This is a genomic window from Pectobacterium atrosepticum (assembly GCA_019056595.1).
GTDB classification, from domain to species: Bacteria; Pseudomonadota; Gammaproteobacteria; order Enterobacterales; family Enterobacteriaceae; genus Pectobacterium; species Pectobacterium atrosepticum.
The window spans coordinates 1,569,296-1,587,842 of sequence record CP036163.1; the positions used below are offsets into that span (position 1 = coordinate 1,569,296).

At 48.3% G+C, this 18,547-nt stretch carries 14 protein-coding genes, 1 tRNA gene, 2 rRNA genes, 1 pseudogene and 1 other annotated feature; of the genes and pseudogenes, 7 read left to right on the forward strand and 11 right to left on the reverse strand.

All coding sequences use genetic code 11. The annotated features are described in order from the left end of the window. Positions 1-19 precede the first annotated feature (19 nt). The gene (locus DCX48_07710) at positions 20-730 is read right to left on the reverse strand and encodes a class I SAM-dependent methyltransferase (protein QXE14410.1); all 711 of its coding nucleotides are present in this window, start codon (positions 728-730) and stop codon (positions 20-22) included. A gap of 43 nt (positions 731-773) precedes the next feature. On the opposite strand from DCX48_07710, the gene gloB reads away from it, so the two are divergent. Then, positions 774-1,529, forward strand: coding sequence for a hydroxyacylglutathione hydrolase (gloB, locus tag DCX48_07715; GenBank protein ID QXE14411.1), 756 nt, complete (start codon positions 774-776; stop codon positions 1,527-1,529). 70 nt (positions 1,530-1,599) lie between these two features. Beyond that, on the forward strand, positions 1,600-2,964 hold the full coding sequence (gene mltD, locus DCX48_07720; protein QXE14412.1) for a murein transglycosylase D: 1,365 nt from the start codon (positions 1,600-1,602) through the stop codon (positions 2,962-2,964). Between the two features lie 69 nt (positions 2,965-3,033). Here the strand turns inward: mltD and DCX48_07725 are convergent, their stop codons facing one another. The 8 genes and pseudogenes from DCX48_07725 to DCX48_07760 all read right to left on the reverse strand — a co-directional run bounded on the left by DCX48_07725 (position 3,034) and on the right by DCX48_07760 (position 11,865). Further along, the gene (locus DCX48_07725) at positions 3,034-3,822 is read right to left on the reverse strand and encodes an endonuclease/exonuclease/phosphatase family protein (GenBank protein ID QXE14413.1); all 789 of its coding nucleotides are present in this window, start codon (positions 3,820-3,822) and stop codon (positions 3,034-3,036) included. A 228-nt stretch (positions 3,823-4,050) separates the two neighbouring features. Continuing rightward, positions 4,051-4,127 (reverse strand) — tRNA-Asp (locus DCX48_07730). Between the two features lie 52 nt (positions 4,128-4,179). After that, positions 4,180-4,295: ribosomal RNA gene (rrf, locus tag DCX48_07735) — 5S ribosomal RNA — on the reverse strand. A 107-nt stretch (positions 4,296-4,402) separates the two neighbouring features. After that, positions 4,403-5,627 (reverse strand) — a sequence feature (possible 23S ribosomal RNA but 16S or 23S rRNA prediction is too short). A gap of 99 nt (positions 5,628-5,726) precedes the next feature. Further along, positions 5,727-6,814: ribosomal RNA gene (locus DCX48_07740) — 16S ribosomal RNA — on the reverse strand. A gap of 487 nt (positions 6,815-7,301) precedes the next feature. Further along, on the reverse strand, positions 7,302-9,878 hold the full coding sequence (gene clpB / locus DCX48_07745; protein ID QXE14414.1) for an ATP-dependent chaperone ClpB: 2,577 nt from the start codon (positions 9,876-9,878) through the stop codon (positions 7,302-7,304). Between the two features lie 133 nt (positions 9,879-10,011). Further along, positions 10,012-10,737, reverse strand: a complete 726-nt coding sequence (gene pgeF / locus DCX48_07750) for a polyphenol oxidase (GenBank protein QXE14415.1) — start codon at positions 10,735-10,737, stop codon at positions 10,012-10,014. A gap of 42 nt (positions 10,738-10,779) precedes the next feature. After that, the gene (gene rluD / locus DCX48_07755) at positions 10,780-11,757 is read right to left on the reverse strand and encodes a 23S rRNA pseudouridine(1911/1915/1917) synthase RluD (protein QXE14416.1); all 978 of its coding nucleotides are present in this window, start codon (positions 11,755-11,757) and stop codon (positions 10,780-10,782) included. Continuing rightward, positions 11,669-11,865 (reverse strand): annotated as a pseudogene (locus DCX48_07760) (hypothetical protein). The gene rluD and the pseudogene DCX48_07760 overlap by 89 nt, the downstream one beginning before the upstream one ends. Positions 11,866-11,891: 26 nt before the next feature. Between DCX48_07760 and bamD the strand changes: the two are divergent. From bamD to pheA, 3 genes are all read left to right on the forward strand, one after another. Beyond that, on the forward strand, positions 11,892-12,626 hold the full coding sequence (gene bamD, locus DCX48_07765) for an outer membrane protein assembly factor BamD (GenBank protein QXE14417.1): 735 nt from the start codon (positions 11,892-11,894) through the stop codon (positions 12,624-12,626). Between the two features lie 322 nt (positions 12,627-12,948). Further along, entirely contained in the window at positions 12,949-13,290 is a 342-nt protein-coding gene (raiA, locus tag DCX48_07770; GenBank protein QXE14418.1) for a ribosome-associated translation inhibitor RaiA, read from the forward strand. 350 nt (positions 13,291-13,640) lie between these two features. After that, positions 13,641-14,801 (forward strand): bifunctional chorismate mutase/prephenate dehydratase, encoded by a 1,161-nt coding sequence (pheA, locus tag DCX48_07775; GenBank protein QXE14419.1) that lies wholly within the window; start codon positions 13,641-13,643, stop codon positions 14,799-14,801. Between the two features lie 100 nt (positions 14,802-14,901). Here the strand turns inward: pheA and tyrA are convergent, their stop codons facing one another. Then, positions 14,902-16,023, reverse strand: coding sequence for a bifunctional chorismate mutase/prephenate dehydrogenase (gene tyrA, locus DCX48_07780; GenBank protein ID QXE14420.1), 1,122 nt, complete (start codon positions 16,021-16,023; stop codon positions 14,902-14,904). A gap of 6 nt (positions 16,024-16,029) precedes the next feature. After that, the gene (locus DCX48_07785; protein ID QXE14421.1) at positions 16,030-17,103 is read right to left on the reverse strand and encodes a 3-deoxy-7-phosphoheptulonate synthase; all 1,074 of its coding nucleotides are present in this window, start codon (positions 17,101-17,103) and stop codon (positions 16,030-16,032) included. Between the two features lie 248 nt (positions 17,104-17,351). Here DCX48_07785 and yehT point away from each other — a divergent pair, with 248 nt between their 5' ends. Both yehT and DCX48_07795 read left to right on the forward strand, forming a co-directional pair. Next, positions 17,352-18,068: a two-component system response regulator BtsR gene (gene yehT / locus DCX48_07790; protein ID QXE14422.1), complete on the forward strand. Its 717-nt coding sequence runs from the start codon at positions 17,352-17,354 to the stop codon at positions 18,066-18,068. A gap of 48 nt (positions 18,069-18,116) precedes the next feature. After that, positions 18,117-18,464, forward strand: a complete 348-nt coding sequence (locus DCX48_07795) for a DUF2799 domain-containing protein (protein ID QXE17180.1) — start codon at positions 18,117-18,119, stop codon at positions 18,462-18,464. Positions 18,465-18,547: the final 83 nt, after the last annotated feature.

Here is an 18,547-nt window from a genome sequence, read left to right on the forward strand (position 1 = left end):
ATCACTGTAGTCGTCGCCCTCATCTCCGATATATCCTTGTTGCGCCCACCGTGCGGCGCACAGATGCTTTCCGCAAACGCGCTCTCATCGGTGTAAACGTCAGCGGAATCGTTCGCTTTCGGGCAATAATTAGCGTCAGGCATCCCAGCATCGGAATATGTTTATTCAGTTTCCCTTTATTTCTCCGCCATGGCGTAACGTGAAAATGGGTCTGATGAATAACCTCATAGTTCAATAGTCCCAGCCAGTCTGTGATGCGCATTTGAGTAAACATACGACTGCAATAGGGATGCTTTTTATTAAGCCTGGGGATCAGTTTGCCAAGACCAACCAGACTGATCGGATTAAACGTGCTCAGTATTAACCAACCATCATCCACCAAAACACGATCAACCTCCCGCAGAATACGATGTGGATCCGACGAATAAGAGAGCGTTTGAGCGAGTAAGCAGGCATCGATCGACTTTTCAGAAAAAGGTAATTGATGGGCATCAGCCGCAACGTGAAGATTATCACCGTGTGGAGCAACGTTAACCTGATGCGCGATCGCACACCCTGTTACGTGGATTTCTGCGCTCAGCGCCCCTATCTTGATAAGATGAAAACCAAAGAGTTTTGGCCACCATGGCAACAAGGCCTGTTCAAGCGACTCACGATAAAATTGCCCACAGGTGATATCATCCCATGAATCAGGTGCAACAATAGTCTGAGGTATTTGTGCCGATTTCATCTTCTGTTGTCGTCCTCAGGCTACTAGCAAAAAGAGGTGATGAATGAATCTTATCAGTATCCCCGCACTTCAGGATAACTACATTTGGTTATTGAGCAATAAAGCAAACCGCTGTGTGATCGTCGATCCTGGTGAGGCGAGCCCAGTGCTTAATGCACTCGATCAAAACGCACTTCTTCCCGAAGCAATTTTGCTCACTCATCACCATAATGATCATGTGGGAGGCGTCAGTGAAATACTTAATCATTACCCTAACTTGCCCGTTTTTGGCCCGAAAGAAACCGCTAAATGCGGCGCAACCTATCTGGTAGAGGAAGGAAATACTGTCTCTTTGTTAAATTCGGAATTTTCTGTAATTGAGGTTCCAGGACACACATCTGGTCACATTGCCTACTATAATGCGCCATTTTTATTCTGTGGCGATACGCTATTTTCAGCGGGATGCGGTCGTATATTTGAAGGAACACCGAAGCAAATGTATGAATCAATTCAAAAAATAGCAGAACTTCCTGACGATACTGTCGTATGTTGCGCTCATGAATATACACTATCAAACTTAAGATTTTCTAATGACATATGGCCTGAAGATCCAGATATTGAGTCTTATCTTCATAAAATCAGTCAGATACGAGAAAAATCGCAGTCTAGTTTACCCACAACACTAGGTCTGGAGAGAAGAATCAACCTGTTCCTTCGCTGTCATGAAATTGATTTAAAAAGAAAAATATCAAACGAACCTGAAAATATAGAGAATTGGCAAGTTTTTAAGATGCTACGCAGCAAGAAAGACTGCTTTTGAAGGTTTAGGTTGTGCTATTCCTCTAATCAACGTATCCTTGCTCGTCTTTTAAGCAACTATTGACCAACATATGAAGGCTAAAGCGATCATCATCGCCTCAGTCTTGCTGGTCGGTTGTCAGGTCTCACCCCATGACACCTCGCAACCTAAGCAGCATGCACAGAGTTTGTCTTCGGCAAGTCAAAGTGAAGCAGGAAAGTACACAGATGGTCGAGAGACCTCCGCGCGATGGCTAGATGACGATAGCATCGCGCAACGAGATCTGTGGAACTTCATTGGCGACGAGCTGAAGATGGGGATTCCGGATAACGCACGGATCCGCGAGCAAAAAACGCGTTATTTGAAAAATAAGAGCTATCTCCACGATGTAACATTACGGGCAGAGCCGTACATGTACTGGATAGTCGAGCAGATTAAGCAACGTAAAATGCCGATGGAACTGGTACTACTACCCATAGTGGAGAGCGCTTTTGATCCAAGTGCCACATCATCTGCCAATGCCGCTGGGCTATGGCAGATTATCCCTGGTACAGGGCGTAACTATGGTTTGAAACAAAACCAGTGGTACGACGGGCGTCGCGACGTGATTGCGTCGACGACTGCTGCGCTGGATATGATGCAACGACTCAACACAATGTTTGATGGTGACTGGCTATTGACGGTTGCTGCATACAATAGTGGTGAAGGCCGCGTCATGCAGGCAATGAAAGCGAATAAAGCGAAAGGAAAACCGACCAACTTCTGGGCATTGGCGTTACCGCGTGAAACGTCAATTTATGTTCCTAAGATGCTGGCCTTAAGCGACATTCTTAAAAACAGTAAGAAATATGGCGTGAATCTACCGCAGCCCAATGAAAGCCGAGCATTAGCGAAGGTGGAATTGGGACAGCAGATAGAGTTGACACAAGCTGCTGAGATGGCAGGCCTGTCGTTAAATAAGCTGAAGAGCTATAACTCGGGCTATAAACGTAATGTTACCGCACCAAATGGGCCACATTACATTATGGTTCCTAAAGCGCACGTTGAGCAGTTGAAAGATTCACTGGCTGATGGCGATATCGCAGCGATTCAACCAACGCGCTTAGAACAAACGCCAGCATCACAGCAGTATAAGGTGCGCTCAGGTGATACCTTATCGGCGATTGCGACGCGGCTTAATGTCAGCACGAAAGATTTGCAGAGCTGGAACAATCTTCGTAGCGTAGGTGCACTCAAGGTTGGTCAGACGCTGCAAGTTGCGAAAGCTTCGGGAACTAACGGATCTATCACCTACCAAGTACGAAAGGGTGATTCGTTGGCAAGCATTGCTAAACGTCATGGCGTAAATATCGCTGATGTGATGCGCTGGAATACGGTTATCAACAAGAATGCCAACATCCAGCCAGGCGATCGTCTGACGCTATATGTTAGCAGCAATATAAAACCTGATTCTTAACGTCATATCAGAATCAGCAACGAGAAACAGCCCTCCTACAGTTGTAGAGGGCTGTTTTTTTTATGGGCATTAAATCAGGCTAAATTCGACGAGCAGTGGATTATGATCTGAGGCCTGAGTCACCAATACGGAAGATTGGTTAACAGTCATATCACGGTAAAAAACGAAATCTAACGGTCGACCAAACGCCTTTCGCCGCTGATCATCAACAAAATGCACTTCCTGCAGCCCCATTCTTGCCGCAAACCGATTAAGTGCATTGATTCGTTGTTGACTCCATGCATTAAAATCTCCAGCCATAATAGCTGGCCCCTGATGATGTAGGAGTTGCTCTCCTATTGCAGCCAGTTGCTTGGTATAAATCTCAACACCAAAGCTAAAGTTAACCGCATGGATATTGATAACCATCAGCCTCTGCCCATTCTGAAGCGCATAGACCGTTACCAAAGAGGACTTAGCTAAACGCAACAAGGGTTCCCTTTCACGTAAAGGACAGCAATATACCGGCTGGGCTGCAGATAGCGTCATCACACCTGATGGGTGTTGTGGGAGTATAATCGCAGGCACCTGATCGGCAGAGAGATAGTTAGTGGTTGCAAAACGGATGAGGTCTGGCGTACTTTGCGCTTCCTGCAACAGGACTAATTGAGTGCCTTTACCGAAATTCTGCAATACGGAAAGCCAGTTCAGTCTCTGTTGCTTGAAAATGTTCCACACCATTACGCGTAAGACATCTCCCTCCAGCAACAATGAGCCTGTCGGTAGAGCTTGTCCCGGATAATGCATTTCCCCGGGAGGAAAGATACGTTCAGCTGGTTGGCCGGCAACATACCTCATTGCATAGGTTCTTTTCCGCACGCCTCATCCACTATCAGTTTCAATACACCAAATACCCTATCAAAAAAGAGCACTCTCTGTTATAAAAATTTTATCGCAGACTTGCTGTATATATTCGCGAGCAGCGAAGGAAAAGATGAAATGGTTAGAAAACACAAGGGGAAGAAAAAAGAGGAAATCATCTAAAAAATTCTAATTTGTACAAATACAAAAATCCCTAAGCGTTAACTTAGGGATTTTGCAAATAAGTGGCGGAACGGACGGGGCTCGAACCCGCGACCCCCTGCGTGACAGGCAGGTATTCTAACCAACTGAACTACCGCTCCACCGAATTTCTCTACAACCACCAGATTGCTCCGGCTTACTGCTTAATTTGATGCCTGGCAGTTCCCTACTCTCACATGGGGAGACCCCACACTACCATCGGCGCTACGGCGTTTCACTTCTGAGTTCGGCATGGGGTCAGGTGGGACCACCGCGCTATCGCCGCCAGGCAAATTCTGTTTCATTCCAACCGTTACACTTCACTTTTCTTGTGTCGTATAACCATCAGAACCAATCTTTGAACAAGCTGAATATCGTTTTATATGAGTCACCCACAAAACACCTTCGGTGTTGTAAGGTTAAGCCTCTCGGGTCATTAGTACTGGTTAGCTCAACGTATCGCTACGCTTACACACCCAGCCTATCTACGTCGTAGTCTTCAACGGCCCTTCAGGGGCATCTAGTGCCCAGGGAAGACTCATAGATGCTTTCAGCGGTTATCTCTTCCGCACTTAGCTACCGGGCAATGCAATTGGCATCACAACCCGAACACCAGTCTTCTCCCGAAGTTACGGCACCATTTTGCCTAGTTCCTTCACCCGAGTTCTCTCAAGCGCCTGAGTATTCTCTACCTGACCACCTGTGTCGGTTTGGGGTACGATTTGATGTTACCTGGAGCTTAGAGGCTTTTCCTGGAAGCGTAGCATCGGTTACTTCATCACCGTAGTGACTCGTCATCACGCCTCAGTGTTAACGATGACCCGGATTTACCTAAGTCATCCACCTTCACGCTTAAACCGGGACAACCGTCGCCCGGATAACCTAGCTTTCTCCGTCCCCCCTTCGCAGTAACACCGAGTACAGGAATATTAACCTGTTTCCCATCGACTACGCTTTTCAGCCTCGCCTTAGGGGTCGACTCACCCTGCCCCGATTAACGTTGGACAGGAACCCTTGGTCTTCCGGCGTGCGGGTTTTTCACCCGCATTATCGTTACTTATGTCAGCATTCGCACTTCTGATACCTCCAGCAACCCTCACAGGTCACCTTCAACGGCTTACAGAACGCTCCCCTACCCAACAACACCTAAGTGTCGCTGCCGCAGCTTCGGTGCATGGTTTAGCCCCGTTACATCTTCCGCGCAGGCCGACTCGACCAGTGAGCTATTACGCTTTCTTTAAATGATGGCTGCTTCTAAGCCAACATCCTGGCTGTCTGTGCCTTCCCACATCGTTTCCCACTTAACCATGACTTTGGGACCTTAGCTGGCGGTCTGGGTTGTTTCCCTCTTCACGACGAACGTTAGCACCCGCCGTGTGTCTCCCGTGATAACATTCTTCGGTATTCGTAGTTTGCATCGGGTTGGTAAGTCGGGATGACCCCCTAGCCGAAACAGTGCTCTACCCCCGAAGATGAGTTCACGAGGCGCTACCTAAATAGCTTTCGGGGAGAACCAGCTATCTCCCGGTTTGATTGGCCTTTCACCCCCAGCCACAAGTCATCCGCTAATTTTTCAACATTAGTCGGTTCGGTCCTCCAGTTAGTGTTACCCAACCTTCAACACTATCGCGTCAGCATGAGTCTACACTCATGACATCAACAGGTGCGCTTGCTCAGTATTTTCATCAGACAATCTGTGTGAGCACTTCACTTAACACACATCTTTATTGGTAAGGAGGTGATCCAACCGCAGGTTCCCCTACGGTTACCTTGTTACGACTTCACCCCAGTCATGAATCACAAAGTGGTAAGCGCCCTCCCGAAGGTTAAGCTACCTACTTCTTTTGCAACCCACTCCCATGGTGTGACGGGCGGTGTGTACAAGGCCCGGGAACGTATTCACCGTAGCATTCTGATCTACGATTACTAGCGATTCCGACTTCATGGAGTCGAGTTGCAGACTCCAATCCGGACTACGACGTACTTTATGAGGTCCGCTGGCTCTCGCGAGTTCGCTTCTCTTTGTATACGCCATTGTAGCACGTGTGTAGCCCTACTCGTAAGGGCCATGATGACTTGACGTCATCCCCACCTTCCTCCGGTTTATCACCGGCAGTCTCCTTTGAGTTCCCACCATTACGTGCTGGCAACAAAGGATAAGGGTTGCGCTCGTTGCGGGACTTAACCCAACATTTCACAACACGAGCTGACGACAGCCATGCAGCACCTGTCTCAGAGTTCCCGAAGGCACTAAGGCATCTCTGCCAAATTCTCTGGATGTCAAGAGTAGGTAAGGTTCTTCGCGTTGCATCGAATTAAACCACATGCTCCACCGCTTGTGCGGGCCCCCGTCAATTCATTTGAGTTTTAACCTTGCGGCCGTACTCCCCAGGCGGTCGACTTAACGCGTTAGCTCCGGAAGCCACGCCTCAAGGGCACAACCTCCAAGTCGACATCGTTTACAGCGTGGACTACCAGGGTATCTAATCCTGTTTGCTCCCCACGCTTTCGCACCTGAGCGTCAGTCTTTGTCCAGGGGTATTCCTCCAGATCTCTACGCATTTCACCGCTACACCTGGAATTCTACCCCCCTCTACAAGACTCTAGCCTGTCTTGGTCCGAAGACGTTATTCGGTATTAGCTACCGTTTCCAGTAGTTATCCCCCTCCATCAGGCAGTTTCCCAGACATTACTCACCCGTCCGCCGCTCGTCACCCAAAGAGCAAGCTCTTCTGTGCTACCGCTCGACTTGCATGTGTTAGGCCTGCCGCCAGCGTTCAATCTGAGCCATGATCAAACTCTTCAATTTAAGATTTGTTTGATTTGCTGAACTCGTCAGCGATGCTCAAAGAATTAGTAACTGTTCATTCATAATGAATTTTACTGTTGTTCACTCTTCAAGACTTTTTATATCGTTTAAGATACGGTCTTGTGAGTGCCCACACAGATTGTCTGATTATATTGTTAAAGAGCAGTGCCACGTCTTCCGTGGCGCGGGCCGCATATATTATGCTTTTCCGCTGTGAAGTCAAGTCATTACTGACCGCCTTCGTTGAATCTTGTCTCTGTCACCACAACCGCGTGTCGCTGTTGCCGTGTCAGTGGATGCGCATTATAGGGACTTCTCGCCCGCTGACAAGCGCTAAATGCATAATACTTTCCAAGCGTTCAAAAACAAGCCAAAAAGCAGTATTTAGCGCACTAACCATACAGAAAATGAATATAATCCGAACTTAAGGTGTGAAAACGGGGACATTTATTAGCAAATGCCCCCGTTGATTATTTACCGTTTCACATTATTCTTGCCGTGCGACTATCTGTTCACCTTCAACATCTAATGTGATCCGCTTACCGGGTATCAGTTCCCCCCCTAATATCTGCTGAGCGAGTGGATTCTCTATCAGTTGCTGTATCGCCCTTTTAAGCGGACGAGCACCATAGACAGGATCGAATCCGACCTCTCCGAGCATATCTAAAGCGGCATCCGTGATCGTGACACTATATCCACGCTCTTCAAGACGCTTGTACAGTCTCTGAAGCTGAATTTGTGCGATCGACGTAATATGCGCCCTTCCCAGGGGATGGAATACGACGACTTCATCGATACGATTAATAAATTCAGGACGGAAGCTATGGCTAACGACGTCAAGAACCATATCTCTCATTTCGGTATAGCTACGCTCACCAAAACGTTCCTGAATAAGGTCAGATCCCAAGTTTGACGTCATGATGACCACTGTATTGCGGAAGTCGACCGTTCTCCCCTGACCATCAGTAAGGCGACCATCATCCAATACCTGAAGCAGAATATTGAACACATCAGGGTGTGCCTTTTCGATCTCATCTAGCAAAATGACCGAATAAGGGCGACGGCGTACCGCTTCAGTCAGATATCCCCCTTCTTCGTAACCGACATATCCAGGAGGCGCACCGACCAGACGTGAAACCGAGTGTTTCTCCATAAATTCGGACATATCAATACGCACCATAGCGTCGTCACTGTCGAAGAGAAAAGTTGCCAGCGTTTTGCAGAGTTCAGTTTTCCCCACACCCGTTGGTCCAAGGAACAGGAACGAACCAATCGGACGATTAGGATCGGATAACCCTGCCCGGCTGCGACGAATAGAATTCGCTACCGCCTCAACGGCTTCGTTCTGCCCGATCACTCGCTGATGCAGTTCATCCTCCATTCGCAATAATTTTTCTTTCTCGCCCTCCAGCATGCGAGAAACAGGAATTCCAGTCCAGCGTGCCAGCACATCAGCGATTTCAACATCTGTGACTCGATTACGCAGCAAATGCACCGTTTTTCCTTCCTGCTGCGTTGCAGCTGCCAACTGCTTCTCTAACTCGGGGATTTTGCCGTATTGCAACTCAGACATTCTCCCCAGGTCTCCCTGACGTCGAGCCTGTTCCAACGAAATTTTCGCTTGCTCTAAAGAGGCCTTAATATTCTGCGTTCCCGTGAGTGACGCTTTTTCCGCTTTCCACTCTTCGTCTTGTCGGGAATATTCACGCTCTTTTTGGTCAAGTTCCGTACTTAGTAACTCAAGCCGCTTTTGACTGGCTTCATCAGATTCTTTCTTCAGAGCCTGTTGCTCCAGCTTTAACTGGATGATTCGGCGCTCAAGCCGATCGAGAGGCTCTGGTTTTGAATCAATCTGAATACGAATACTGGATGCCGCCTCATCAATCAGGTCAATGGCTTTATCCGGTAGCTTACGATCCGAAATATACCGATGGGACAACATTGCCGCCGCAACAATCGCCGGGTCAGTAATTTGCACATGATGATGCAATTCATAACGCTCTTTCAGCCCACGCAGAATCGCAATCGTGTCTTCAACGGTCGGTTCCGCGACAAACACTTTCTGGAAACGACGCTCAAGCGCGGCGTCCTTTTCAATATATTGACGATATTCATCCAGCGTCGTCGCCCCAACGCAATGCAGTTCACCGCGAGCCAGCGCGGGTTTTAGCATATTGCCGGCATCCATCGCGCCATCGGCTTTACCCGCTCCCACCATCGTATGGAGCTCATCAATAAACAGAATGACATTACCTTCCTGTTTAGACAGATCGTTGAGTACACCTTTCAAACGTTCTTCAAACTCACCACGATATTTGGCACCAGCCACCAGTGCCCCCATATCCAGCGAAAGTACGCGCTTGTTTTTCAGGCCTTCAGGCACTTCGCCATTAACGATGCGCTGGGCTAACCCTTCTACTATCGCGGTTTTCCCCACGCCGGGCTCACCAATTAATACCGGGTTATTTTTGGTCCGACGTTGTAGGACCTGAATAGTACGGCGAATCTCTTCATCACGCCCGATAACCGGGTCGAGCTTGCCTTGTTCCGCACGTTCCGTGAGGTCAATTGTGAATTTTTTTAATGCCTGGCGCTGATCTTCAGCCCCCTGATCGTTCACTTGATCTCCTCCTCTCACTTGATCAATCGCGTTTGTTACACCTTGCTGCGTGACACCCGCCTTTTTCAATATATCCCCCAGCGTGCCGCGAGACTCCAAAGCAGCAAGCACGAAAAGTTCTGAGGAAATAAAGGTATCACCACGCTTTTGCGCGAGTTTGTCGCACATATTCAATGCGCGGACTAACTCGTTCGAAGGTTGGACATCACCATCGGTACCTTCAACCTGAGGCAAACGCGTGATTGCTTGGTCGATTTCGGCTTTCAGGTGATTAAGATTGGCTCCTGCGACAGTCAGAAGTGGACCAACAGTTCCTCCGGCCTGATGAAGCAAAGCGCTCATCAAATGAAGTGGTTCAATAAACTGGTGATCACGCCCAAGGGAAAGAGACTGGGCATCAGCAAGAGCAAGTTGGAATTTGTTGGTAAGACGATCCAGACGCATAACACCTCCCGTACACTGGTCAAAATTGCTACTGGAGATTAAATGAGGTCATCCCTCAAAAATTTCAAGGTTATTTTGCCAGTCGTGACGGGATTTAAATGTTACTTATCTTGGATCGCCTTAATTCAATAGGTTATATCAGCCAGATTAAACTTGCCATACGGCCAGTCACGCCATCACGCCGATAAGAGAAAAATTTGTGAGGCTCGCTCACAGTACAGGAATTTCCACCAAAAATTTGCGTTATCCCTGCGGCGCGTAAACGTAAAATTGCCAGTTGGTAGATATCGGCAAAAAATTTGTTTCCTTCAGGCCTAAATGCAGAGGCCGCCGACGCATTATGCTGAATAAACGCGTCCCTAACTTCTGGGCCGACTTCAAAAGCATCAGGCCCGATAGCGGGTCCTAGCCATGCCATAATTTGCGTAGGTTTCGCTCGGAAACAGGCTAACGTTTCTTCCAACACCCCGGAGTGCAATCCCCGCCAGCCAGCATGTGCAGCAGCCACTTCATCGCCGTTGGTTGCACAAAAAAGCACAGGCAAACAGTCAGCCGTCATCACCGCACAGACCTGGCCTTTCTTATCTGTATAAGCGGCATCACCGCAAACGGACGATGGAAGTACTCCGCCAATGCGAATAACATCGGTACCATGAACCTGTTCCAACCAGTGCGGCATAGCAGGAAGATCGGCCATCGCCACCAGCGTTTGCCTGTTTGCGCTGACTAGTTCGGACTCGTCACCCACATGATTTCCCAAATTCAGCGAATCATAAGGTGACGTACTATGCCCGCCAATGCGCGTCGTACTGCAAGACTTCACACTTTCTGGCAAAGGCCAGTCGGGGTATATCAGCATAGTCCGTCACCTCTATAGTCAGCACTTATCGTATTGAATGCATTACCAGTTTAGTTGGTCCTGAAACGCCGCGGTATCGGCTTTCAACGCATCAATCAAATCGACCATATCCTGAGGTAGTGCCGCATGCCATTCCATTTGGATTCCGGTAATAGGATGGTAGAAGCGTAACATGGTAGCGTGCAGTGCCTGACGATCAAACCCACGCAACATCTCAATGAAATCATCCGACGCACCTTTTGGCGGACGAGGACGACCACCGTATAACTGATCGCCAACCAACGGATGGTCAATATGCGACATATGCACACGAATCTGATGGGTGCGCCCCGTTTCCAGACGCAACCGCAAACGGGTATGCGCACGGAAGTGCTCCATAATGCGATAGTGCGTCACGGCAGGCTTGCCCATCGGGTGCACCGCCATGTGAGTACGCTTGGTTGCGTGACGGGCGATAGGTTGCTCGACCATGCCACCTGCAGTCATCGAACCAATCGCAACAGCCTCATACTCACGGGTAATTTCGCGCGCCTGCAATGCTTCGACTAAACGCGTCTGTGCCGGTACGGTTTTCGCAACCACCATGAGCCCAGTGGTATCTTTATCAAGCCGATGCACAATCCCTGCGCGGGGCACATCGACAATCTCAGGATAGTAATGTAACAAGGCATTCAATACCGTGCCATCTGGGTTACCAGCACCGGGGTGAACGACTAAATCTCTGGGTTTGTTGATGACCAGAATGTCCTGATCTTCATACACAATATCCAGCTTGATATCCTGTGCTTCCCAGCGTGCTTCTTCTTCAATCAATGCATCAATGGCTACCGATTCGCCGCCAAGTACTTTCTCTTTTGGCTTATTGATGACATTGCCGTTAATCTGTACCCGATTATCAAGAATCCACTCTTTTATGCGGGATCGTGAATAATCAGGGAACAATTCGGCCAAAGCCTGATCTAAACGTTGTCCGAGTTGAGATTCGGCCACCGTTGCGGTGAGTTGTACTTGTTGTGCCATATTATGCAGCTTCTTCGTTAACGTTGGGTTTTGACGGCGACGCCGTTTAAAATAATGTACTATTGTAGCTGGTCTAAATCGGGAGCTTAACGGACAGCTTCCCGGAATAACATTCTGAGGATAATCAAAACGTCATGACGCGTATGAAATATCTGGTGGCTGCCGCCACGTTGAGCCTGGCGCTGGCTGGTTGCTCCAGCAATTCCAAAGATGCGGTTCCTGATAGTCCGCCATCTGAAATCTATGCCAATGCTCAACAAAAACTGCAGGACGGCAACTTTAAAGCAGCCATCACGCAGTTGGAAGCACTGGATAACCGGTATCCCTTTGGTCCCTATTCGCAGCAAGTACAGTTGGATTTGATTTACGCCTATTACAAATCCGCAGAGCTGCCATTGGCCCAAGCTTCTATTGATCGCTTCCTGCGACTCAACCCGACCCATCCAAACGTGGATTATGTCCTGTACATGCGCGGCCTTACCGACATGGCGCTGGATGATAGCGCGCTACAAGGCTTCTTCGGCGTCGATCGTTCCGATCGCGATCCGCAGTATGCCCGCACCGCATTCCGGGATTTCAGCAAGCTCATTCAGGGATATCCGAACAGTCAATACGCCACCGACGCAAACAAGCGTTTGGTTTACCTAAAAGAGCGTCTGGCCAAATATGAACTTTCTGTCGCGCAATACTACACGAAACGCGGCGCTTATGTGGCAGTAGTTAATCGCGTTGAGCAAATGCTGCGTGATTATCCAGATACCCAGGCAACAAAAAATGCCCTGCCGTTGATGGAAAGCGCCTACCGTGAACTGCAACTGGCCGCACAGGCGGACAAAGTCGCAAAAGTGATTGCCGCTAACCCAGCATAAACGGTAAATGGCACTCATTAATAAGACGGCAGCTTCGGTTGCCGTTTTTTTATGGTTCGATCAATTCGTTATGCTTCGATGAACAGAAAAAACAAGTTTGGTGGGAGTCAACAACAGCGCGGTAACGTCAATACATCCTATCAATAATGGCACAGGCCAGATGGCCCCTCAAGTACTTCCCTTCCATTCCCGATGGTGCCTCACAAATCGCGTTTTCTTGACAAAAAGTGACGAAAAAAAGCGATCAATCTCACGCTTTTTGCCACAACTCGCTGTATGCTGAAATTATCCAAGACGGACATAGGCAGAGAGGTAAGTTTATATGACTATTAATATTACCAGTAAGCAAATGGATATCACCCCCGCAATTCGTCAACATGTCGAAGACCGTCTTTCTAAGCTGGATAAGTGGCAAACCCAGCTGATTAACCCACATATTATTCTGTCAAAGGAACCACAGGGTTTTGTGGCTGATGCCACGATCAGTACGCCAAATGGTCCACTGGTTGCCAGCGCCAAACATGACGATATGTATGCAGCCATCAATGAGTTAATTACCAAGCTCGAACGCCAGTTGGACAAACTCCAACACAAAGGTGAAGCCAGACGCGCGGTAGCTGGTGTTAAAGAAGCTAATCTACAACCGACGCAAGAAGAAGAGTAATCTCCACTCTCTTCATCTCAATATAACGCGCCTGAGGGCGCGTTTTTGTATGCCAACCATCGGAATCCACGACCTAAAGAGCCAATGTTATACATGGTTTAAAATTGCGCTCGGCGATTTTGTATTGACAGGATGAAAAGCCAACAGTTACCTTACCTGTTCAGAATCTGGATATTTTTCTGACTAACCGAGTAAACATGATAAATAAACCGTTTTTCTTCGTATTCTTTTTCACCTTCCCCTGATTTGGGAGGCGATTCGTCGTAAGAGCAAGAATACGAAGACGAACAAAAAAGCCTCCTGACAAGGAGGCTTTTTTTATATAAGAACATAAGACAGGTAATAGCATCATGACAGACAACCCATTACTGGTACTGCGAGAACGCATCAGCGCATTGGATCTGCAATTAATTGAACTGTTGGCACAAAGGCGAGAACTCGCGTTGGGCGTTGCCCGCAGCAAGTTGCATTCGCATCGCCCAATCCGTGACAAAGAGCGTGAACGTGATTTGCTGGACAAGCTGACAGCAGCAGGGAAAAAACATCATCTTGATGGTCACTACATCACTCGCTTATTTCAACTCATCATTGAAGATTCGGTACTGACGCAGCAGGCACTCTTACAGCATCACCTCAACCAAACAACATCGCACTCTGCCCGCGTTGCATTTCTCGGTCCGAAAGGGTCTTATTCCCATCTCGCAGCCCGCCAATATAGCGCGCGGCATTTCGAGCAATTTATTGAGTGCGGTTGCCAGAAATTTCAGGATATTTTCAACATGGTGGAAACAGGGCAAGCTGACTATGCCGTTCTCCCCATTGAAAACACCAGCTCCGGTTCGATCAACGACGTTTACGATCTGCTGCAACACACGAGTTTATCCATCGTCGGCGAATTAACCAACCCGATAAATCACTGCGTCCTCGTAGCCACCGATACGTCATTGGCACAAATCGAAACGGTTTATAGCCATCCTCAGCCATTCCAGCAGTGCAGCCATTTCATCAATCGTTTTCCGCACTGGAAGATTGAATATTGTGAGAGCACCGCTGCTGCGATGGAAAAAGTCGCGGCGCTCAACTCACCAAAAGCAGCGGCACTTGGCAGCGAAGCCGGTGGTCAACTTTATCAACTTCAAATGCTGGAACACAATCTGGCAAATCAATCGCAAAACATCACACGCTTTATTGTATTAGCGCGTAAACCGATTGATGTGACCGAGCAAGTACCTGCGAAAACCACATTGATTATGGCAACAGGCCAACAATCAGGTGCACTGGTGGAAGCACTGTTGGTATTGCGTGATAACGGCATTGTCATGACCAAGCTCGAATCCAGACCGATCAACGGCAACCCGTGGGAAGAGATGTTCTATCTTGATGTGCAGGCCAATCTGCGCGGCGATGCCATGCAGAAAGCACTAAAAGGATTAGCGCCCATTACCCGCTCGTTAAAAGTGTTAGGCTGCTACCCCAGTGAAAACGTCGTACCTGTTGATGTAAACGAATAGTCGATGTGAACGAATAATTGAAAAAGCCATCCTGATAAATATCAGGATGGCCTCTCAAGCACGACTCAAAGAACAAATGTAGTTCAACGCTCAAACGTACTTATTGGCGAATGTCGTTTGCCTGACGTAAAAGCACTCGGCTCTCCGCCTGAAAACGCTTGGCATAATCGCCGAACCAGTGTTCAACTTTTTTGAAGCTGCTAATAAATTCCGCTTTATCTGTTTGCTCCAGTAACTCAATGGCTTCGCCAAAACGTTTGTAGTAACGCTTAATCAACGCCAAATTATCCTCTGAAGACATAATAATGTCGGCATAAAGCTGCGGATCCTGCGCAAACAACCTACCAACCATGATCAATTCCAATCGATAGATTGGCGATGACAGTGCTAATAGCTGTTCAAGCTGCACATTCTCTTCCGCTAAATGCAGGCCATAGGCAAATGTAGCGAAGTGGCGCAGCGCTTGAATGAACATCATGTTCTGATCGTGTTCAACTGCGCTAATGCGATGCAGACGCGCGCCCCATACCTGAATCTGTTCCAGTAACCACTGATAGGCCTCCGGCTGTCGGCCATCGCAATAAACGACAACCTGTTTGGCAAGGCTGCCGCTGTCTGGCCCAAACATAGGGTGCAAACCGAGTACCGGACCATTATGCGCCGCCAGCATCGCCTGAAGCGGGCCATTTTTTACCGATGCCAGATCGACCAGAATACAGTCATCCGGCAAGATAGGCAGACTGGCAATAACCTGTTCGGTAACGTGAATCGGCACGCTGACAATCACCATACCTGCATCAGACAACAGCTCATCAGCGCGCGGCCAGTCATCTTGCTCCAGGATCCTCACCTGATATCCCGATAGCGTCAGCATCTTCTCAAACAAATTGCCCATTTGACCACGGCCACCAATGATGACGACCGGACGCAATTGTGGACACAGCGTTTTAAAACCTTTGTCGTTTTCGCTGGAATAGGATTCGCGCATGGTGCGCCGCAGGATATCTTCAATAAGATCCGGTGGAACCCCCATCGACGCCGCCTCGTTACGACGTGAGCTGAGCATGGCCGCTTCACGATCGGGCGCATAAATGGGCAAACCATAGCGGCTTTTCACTTCACCCACTTCCGCCACCAAACGCAACCGACGTGATAAGAGCGCGACAAGCTCCTTATCTACCTCATCTATCTGATCACGTAATGCGGTCAGTTCAGCTACCATATCTTATTACTCTCCTGAATGTTTCACACGTGCGGCACTCAGATCTTGATGAACGGAACGCAGCAACGTTTCTGTACTTTCCCAACTGATACAAGCATCCGTGACTGATACACCGTAGCGCATATCTGAACGTGGTTGTTCTGAAGACTGGCTCCCCTCGTTAAGGTGGCTTTCCAGCATCAGTCCTATAATCGAACGATTTCCCGCCTTGATTTGTTCAATCGCAGATTCAACAACCAGTGGCTGACGGCGGTAGTCTTTATTCGAATTACCGTGGCTACAATCTATCATCAGCGCAGGTCTCAGTCCTGCTTCCTGCATCTGTTTTTCACATTCGGCGACATCCTGTGCACTGTAGTTTGGGGTTTTACCACCGCGCAGAATCACATGGCCATCACCATTCCCCTGCGTTTGCAGCAGACAAACTTGCCCAGTTTGATTGATACCGACGAAGCGATGTGGCATCGCGGCAGCTCTCATCGCATTGATCGCCGTTCCCAGACTGCCATCCGTTCCGTTTTTGAACCCAACAGGCATCGACAGGCCAGAAGCCATCTCACGGTGCGTTTGTGATTCAGTCGTACGTGCGCCGATAGCTGACCAGCTAAATAGATCGCCCAGGTACTGCGGACTGTTCGGATCAAGCGCTTCTGTCGCCAGCGGCAGCCCCATATTCACCAGTTGCAGAAGCAGCCCACGAGCGATGTGCAACCCAGATTCCACATCAAATGAACCATCCATGAATGGATCGTTGATGAGCCCTTTCCAACCCACTGTTGTACGTGGCTTTTCAAAATAAACGCGCATCACAATGTAGAGACGATCGTTCAATTCAGCGGCAAGCGACTGCAAGCGGCGCGCATATTCCAGCGCTGCATCTATATCATGAATAGAGCAAGGTCCGCAGACGATCAATAACCGGTCATCACGGCCATGAATGATGTCCGCAATGGTCGCTCTCGCTTGCGCAATGTCGCGTTGCTCCACGTCGTTAAGCGGAAACTTGGCTTTCAATTCATCGGGAGTAATCAAAACCTGTTCTGCACTGATATTAATATTATTAAGCGAATCTTTTTGCATGATCCCATTCCTGAAAAGTTCGGTATGTTCGCGATCGTCTATACAACCTACTGTCTGTACAACCTATCTACGCGTGATGTTTACACCATAACATGAACCGTAAAGATTTCAATCCACTTGGTGTAAATAAAAAATTACCACCCTAAATATTGCCAGAAAAAAGATATATGCATGCCTTATAACTTCCCAACGCAACCATGCTAATCCCTGACATGAATAGTGGTAGAATCAGCCAACAAGGGGGAAGGATGCTGAAAGCCATAATCATCGATGACGAACAGCTGGCACGCGAAGAGCTCAGCCTGCTATTGGAAAATGAATCTGATATCACCATCATTGCACAGTGCAGCAATGCGCTGGAGGCAATACCGGCCATTCACAGACTGCAACCGGATGTGATTTTCCTGGATATACAGATGCCAAAGGTCAGCGGATTAGAGTTGGTTGCCATGTTGAATCCAGAAAATATGCCATACGTCGTCTTCGTGACAGCCTATGATGAGTACGCGGTGAGAGCATTTGAAGAACATGCTTTTGACTATTTACTTAAACCACTGGATGCAAAGCGGCTAAGCAAAACGCTAAATCGTTTACGTCGCGGCACGAGTGTAAATAAAAACGTACAGGTAATTTCAGAACCCTTGCTTCGCCATATTCCCTGTAACGGACACAATCGTATTTTTTTGCTCAAGATTGAGGAAGTCGAGTATCTTTGTTCGGAACTCAGTGGCGTGCACGTAGTGGGCGTCAGCCAGTCTGGCTACACTCAACTTTCACTGAAAACGCTGGAAGAGAAAACGCCTTTTGTCCGTTGCCATCGTCAATATATGGTTAACACGGAGCAACTGAAAGAAATCCAGCTCATGGAGAACGGCGCAGCAGAAGTGCTGACACATACGGGAAAACACATCCCCGTCAGTCGTCGCTACCTCAAGCTACTGAAAGAAAAGCTGGGCATCGCCTGATAACGATGTTCATTCAGGCCAATGGCCGCAAATATTGAAGGTTTGATGATGAAATACAGTTATGTCTTGGCTGTAATTCTTTTAATGACAGCGTGCCAAAGCAACACACCGTCGCTACCGGCTAAAAACGAGTCAGGATTCTGGTATGAAGCAGGCTATCAGGATGCGACCTCTGGCATGGTCGTAAAAGACGACGGCACCTTACAGGAATGGTTTGGTAATCCACAGGTCGAGCGTGAAACCTACCTGCGTGGTTATCAAGCTGGGCAATTGGCTTTTTGCCGTGCAGATAACATGGAAGAATGGGGGAAAGCAGGGAAAAATTTTCCCGCCAGCTGCGATGGCGTAGAGGCGGCGGAGACACTGCGAACCCACTGGCAACAGAATCTACCTTAACATCCTTCTGAATAACGATGATCCATACTAATACGCAACGTAGCTGACAGAAAGCTATGGCTCATCGCATCTGGTAACAATTC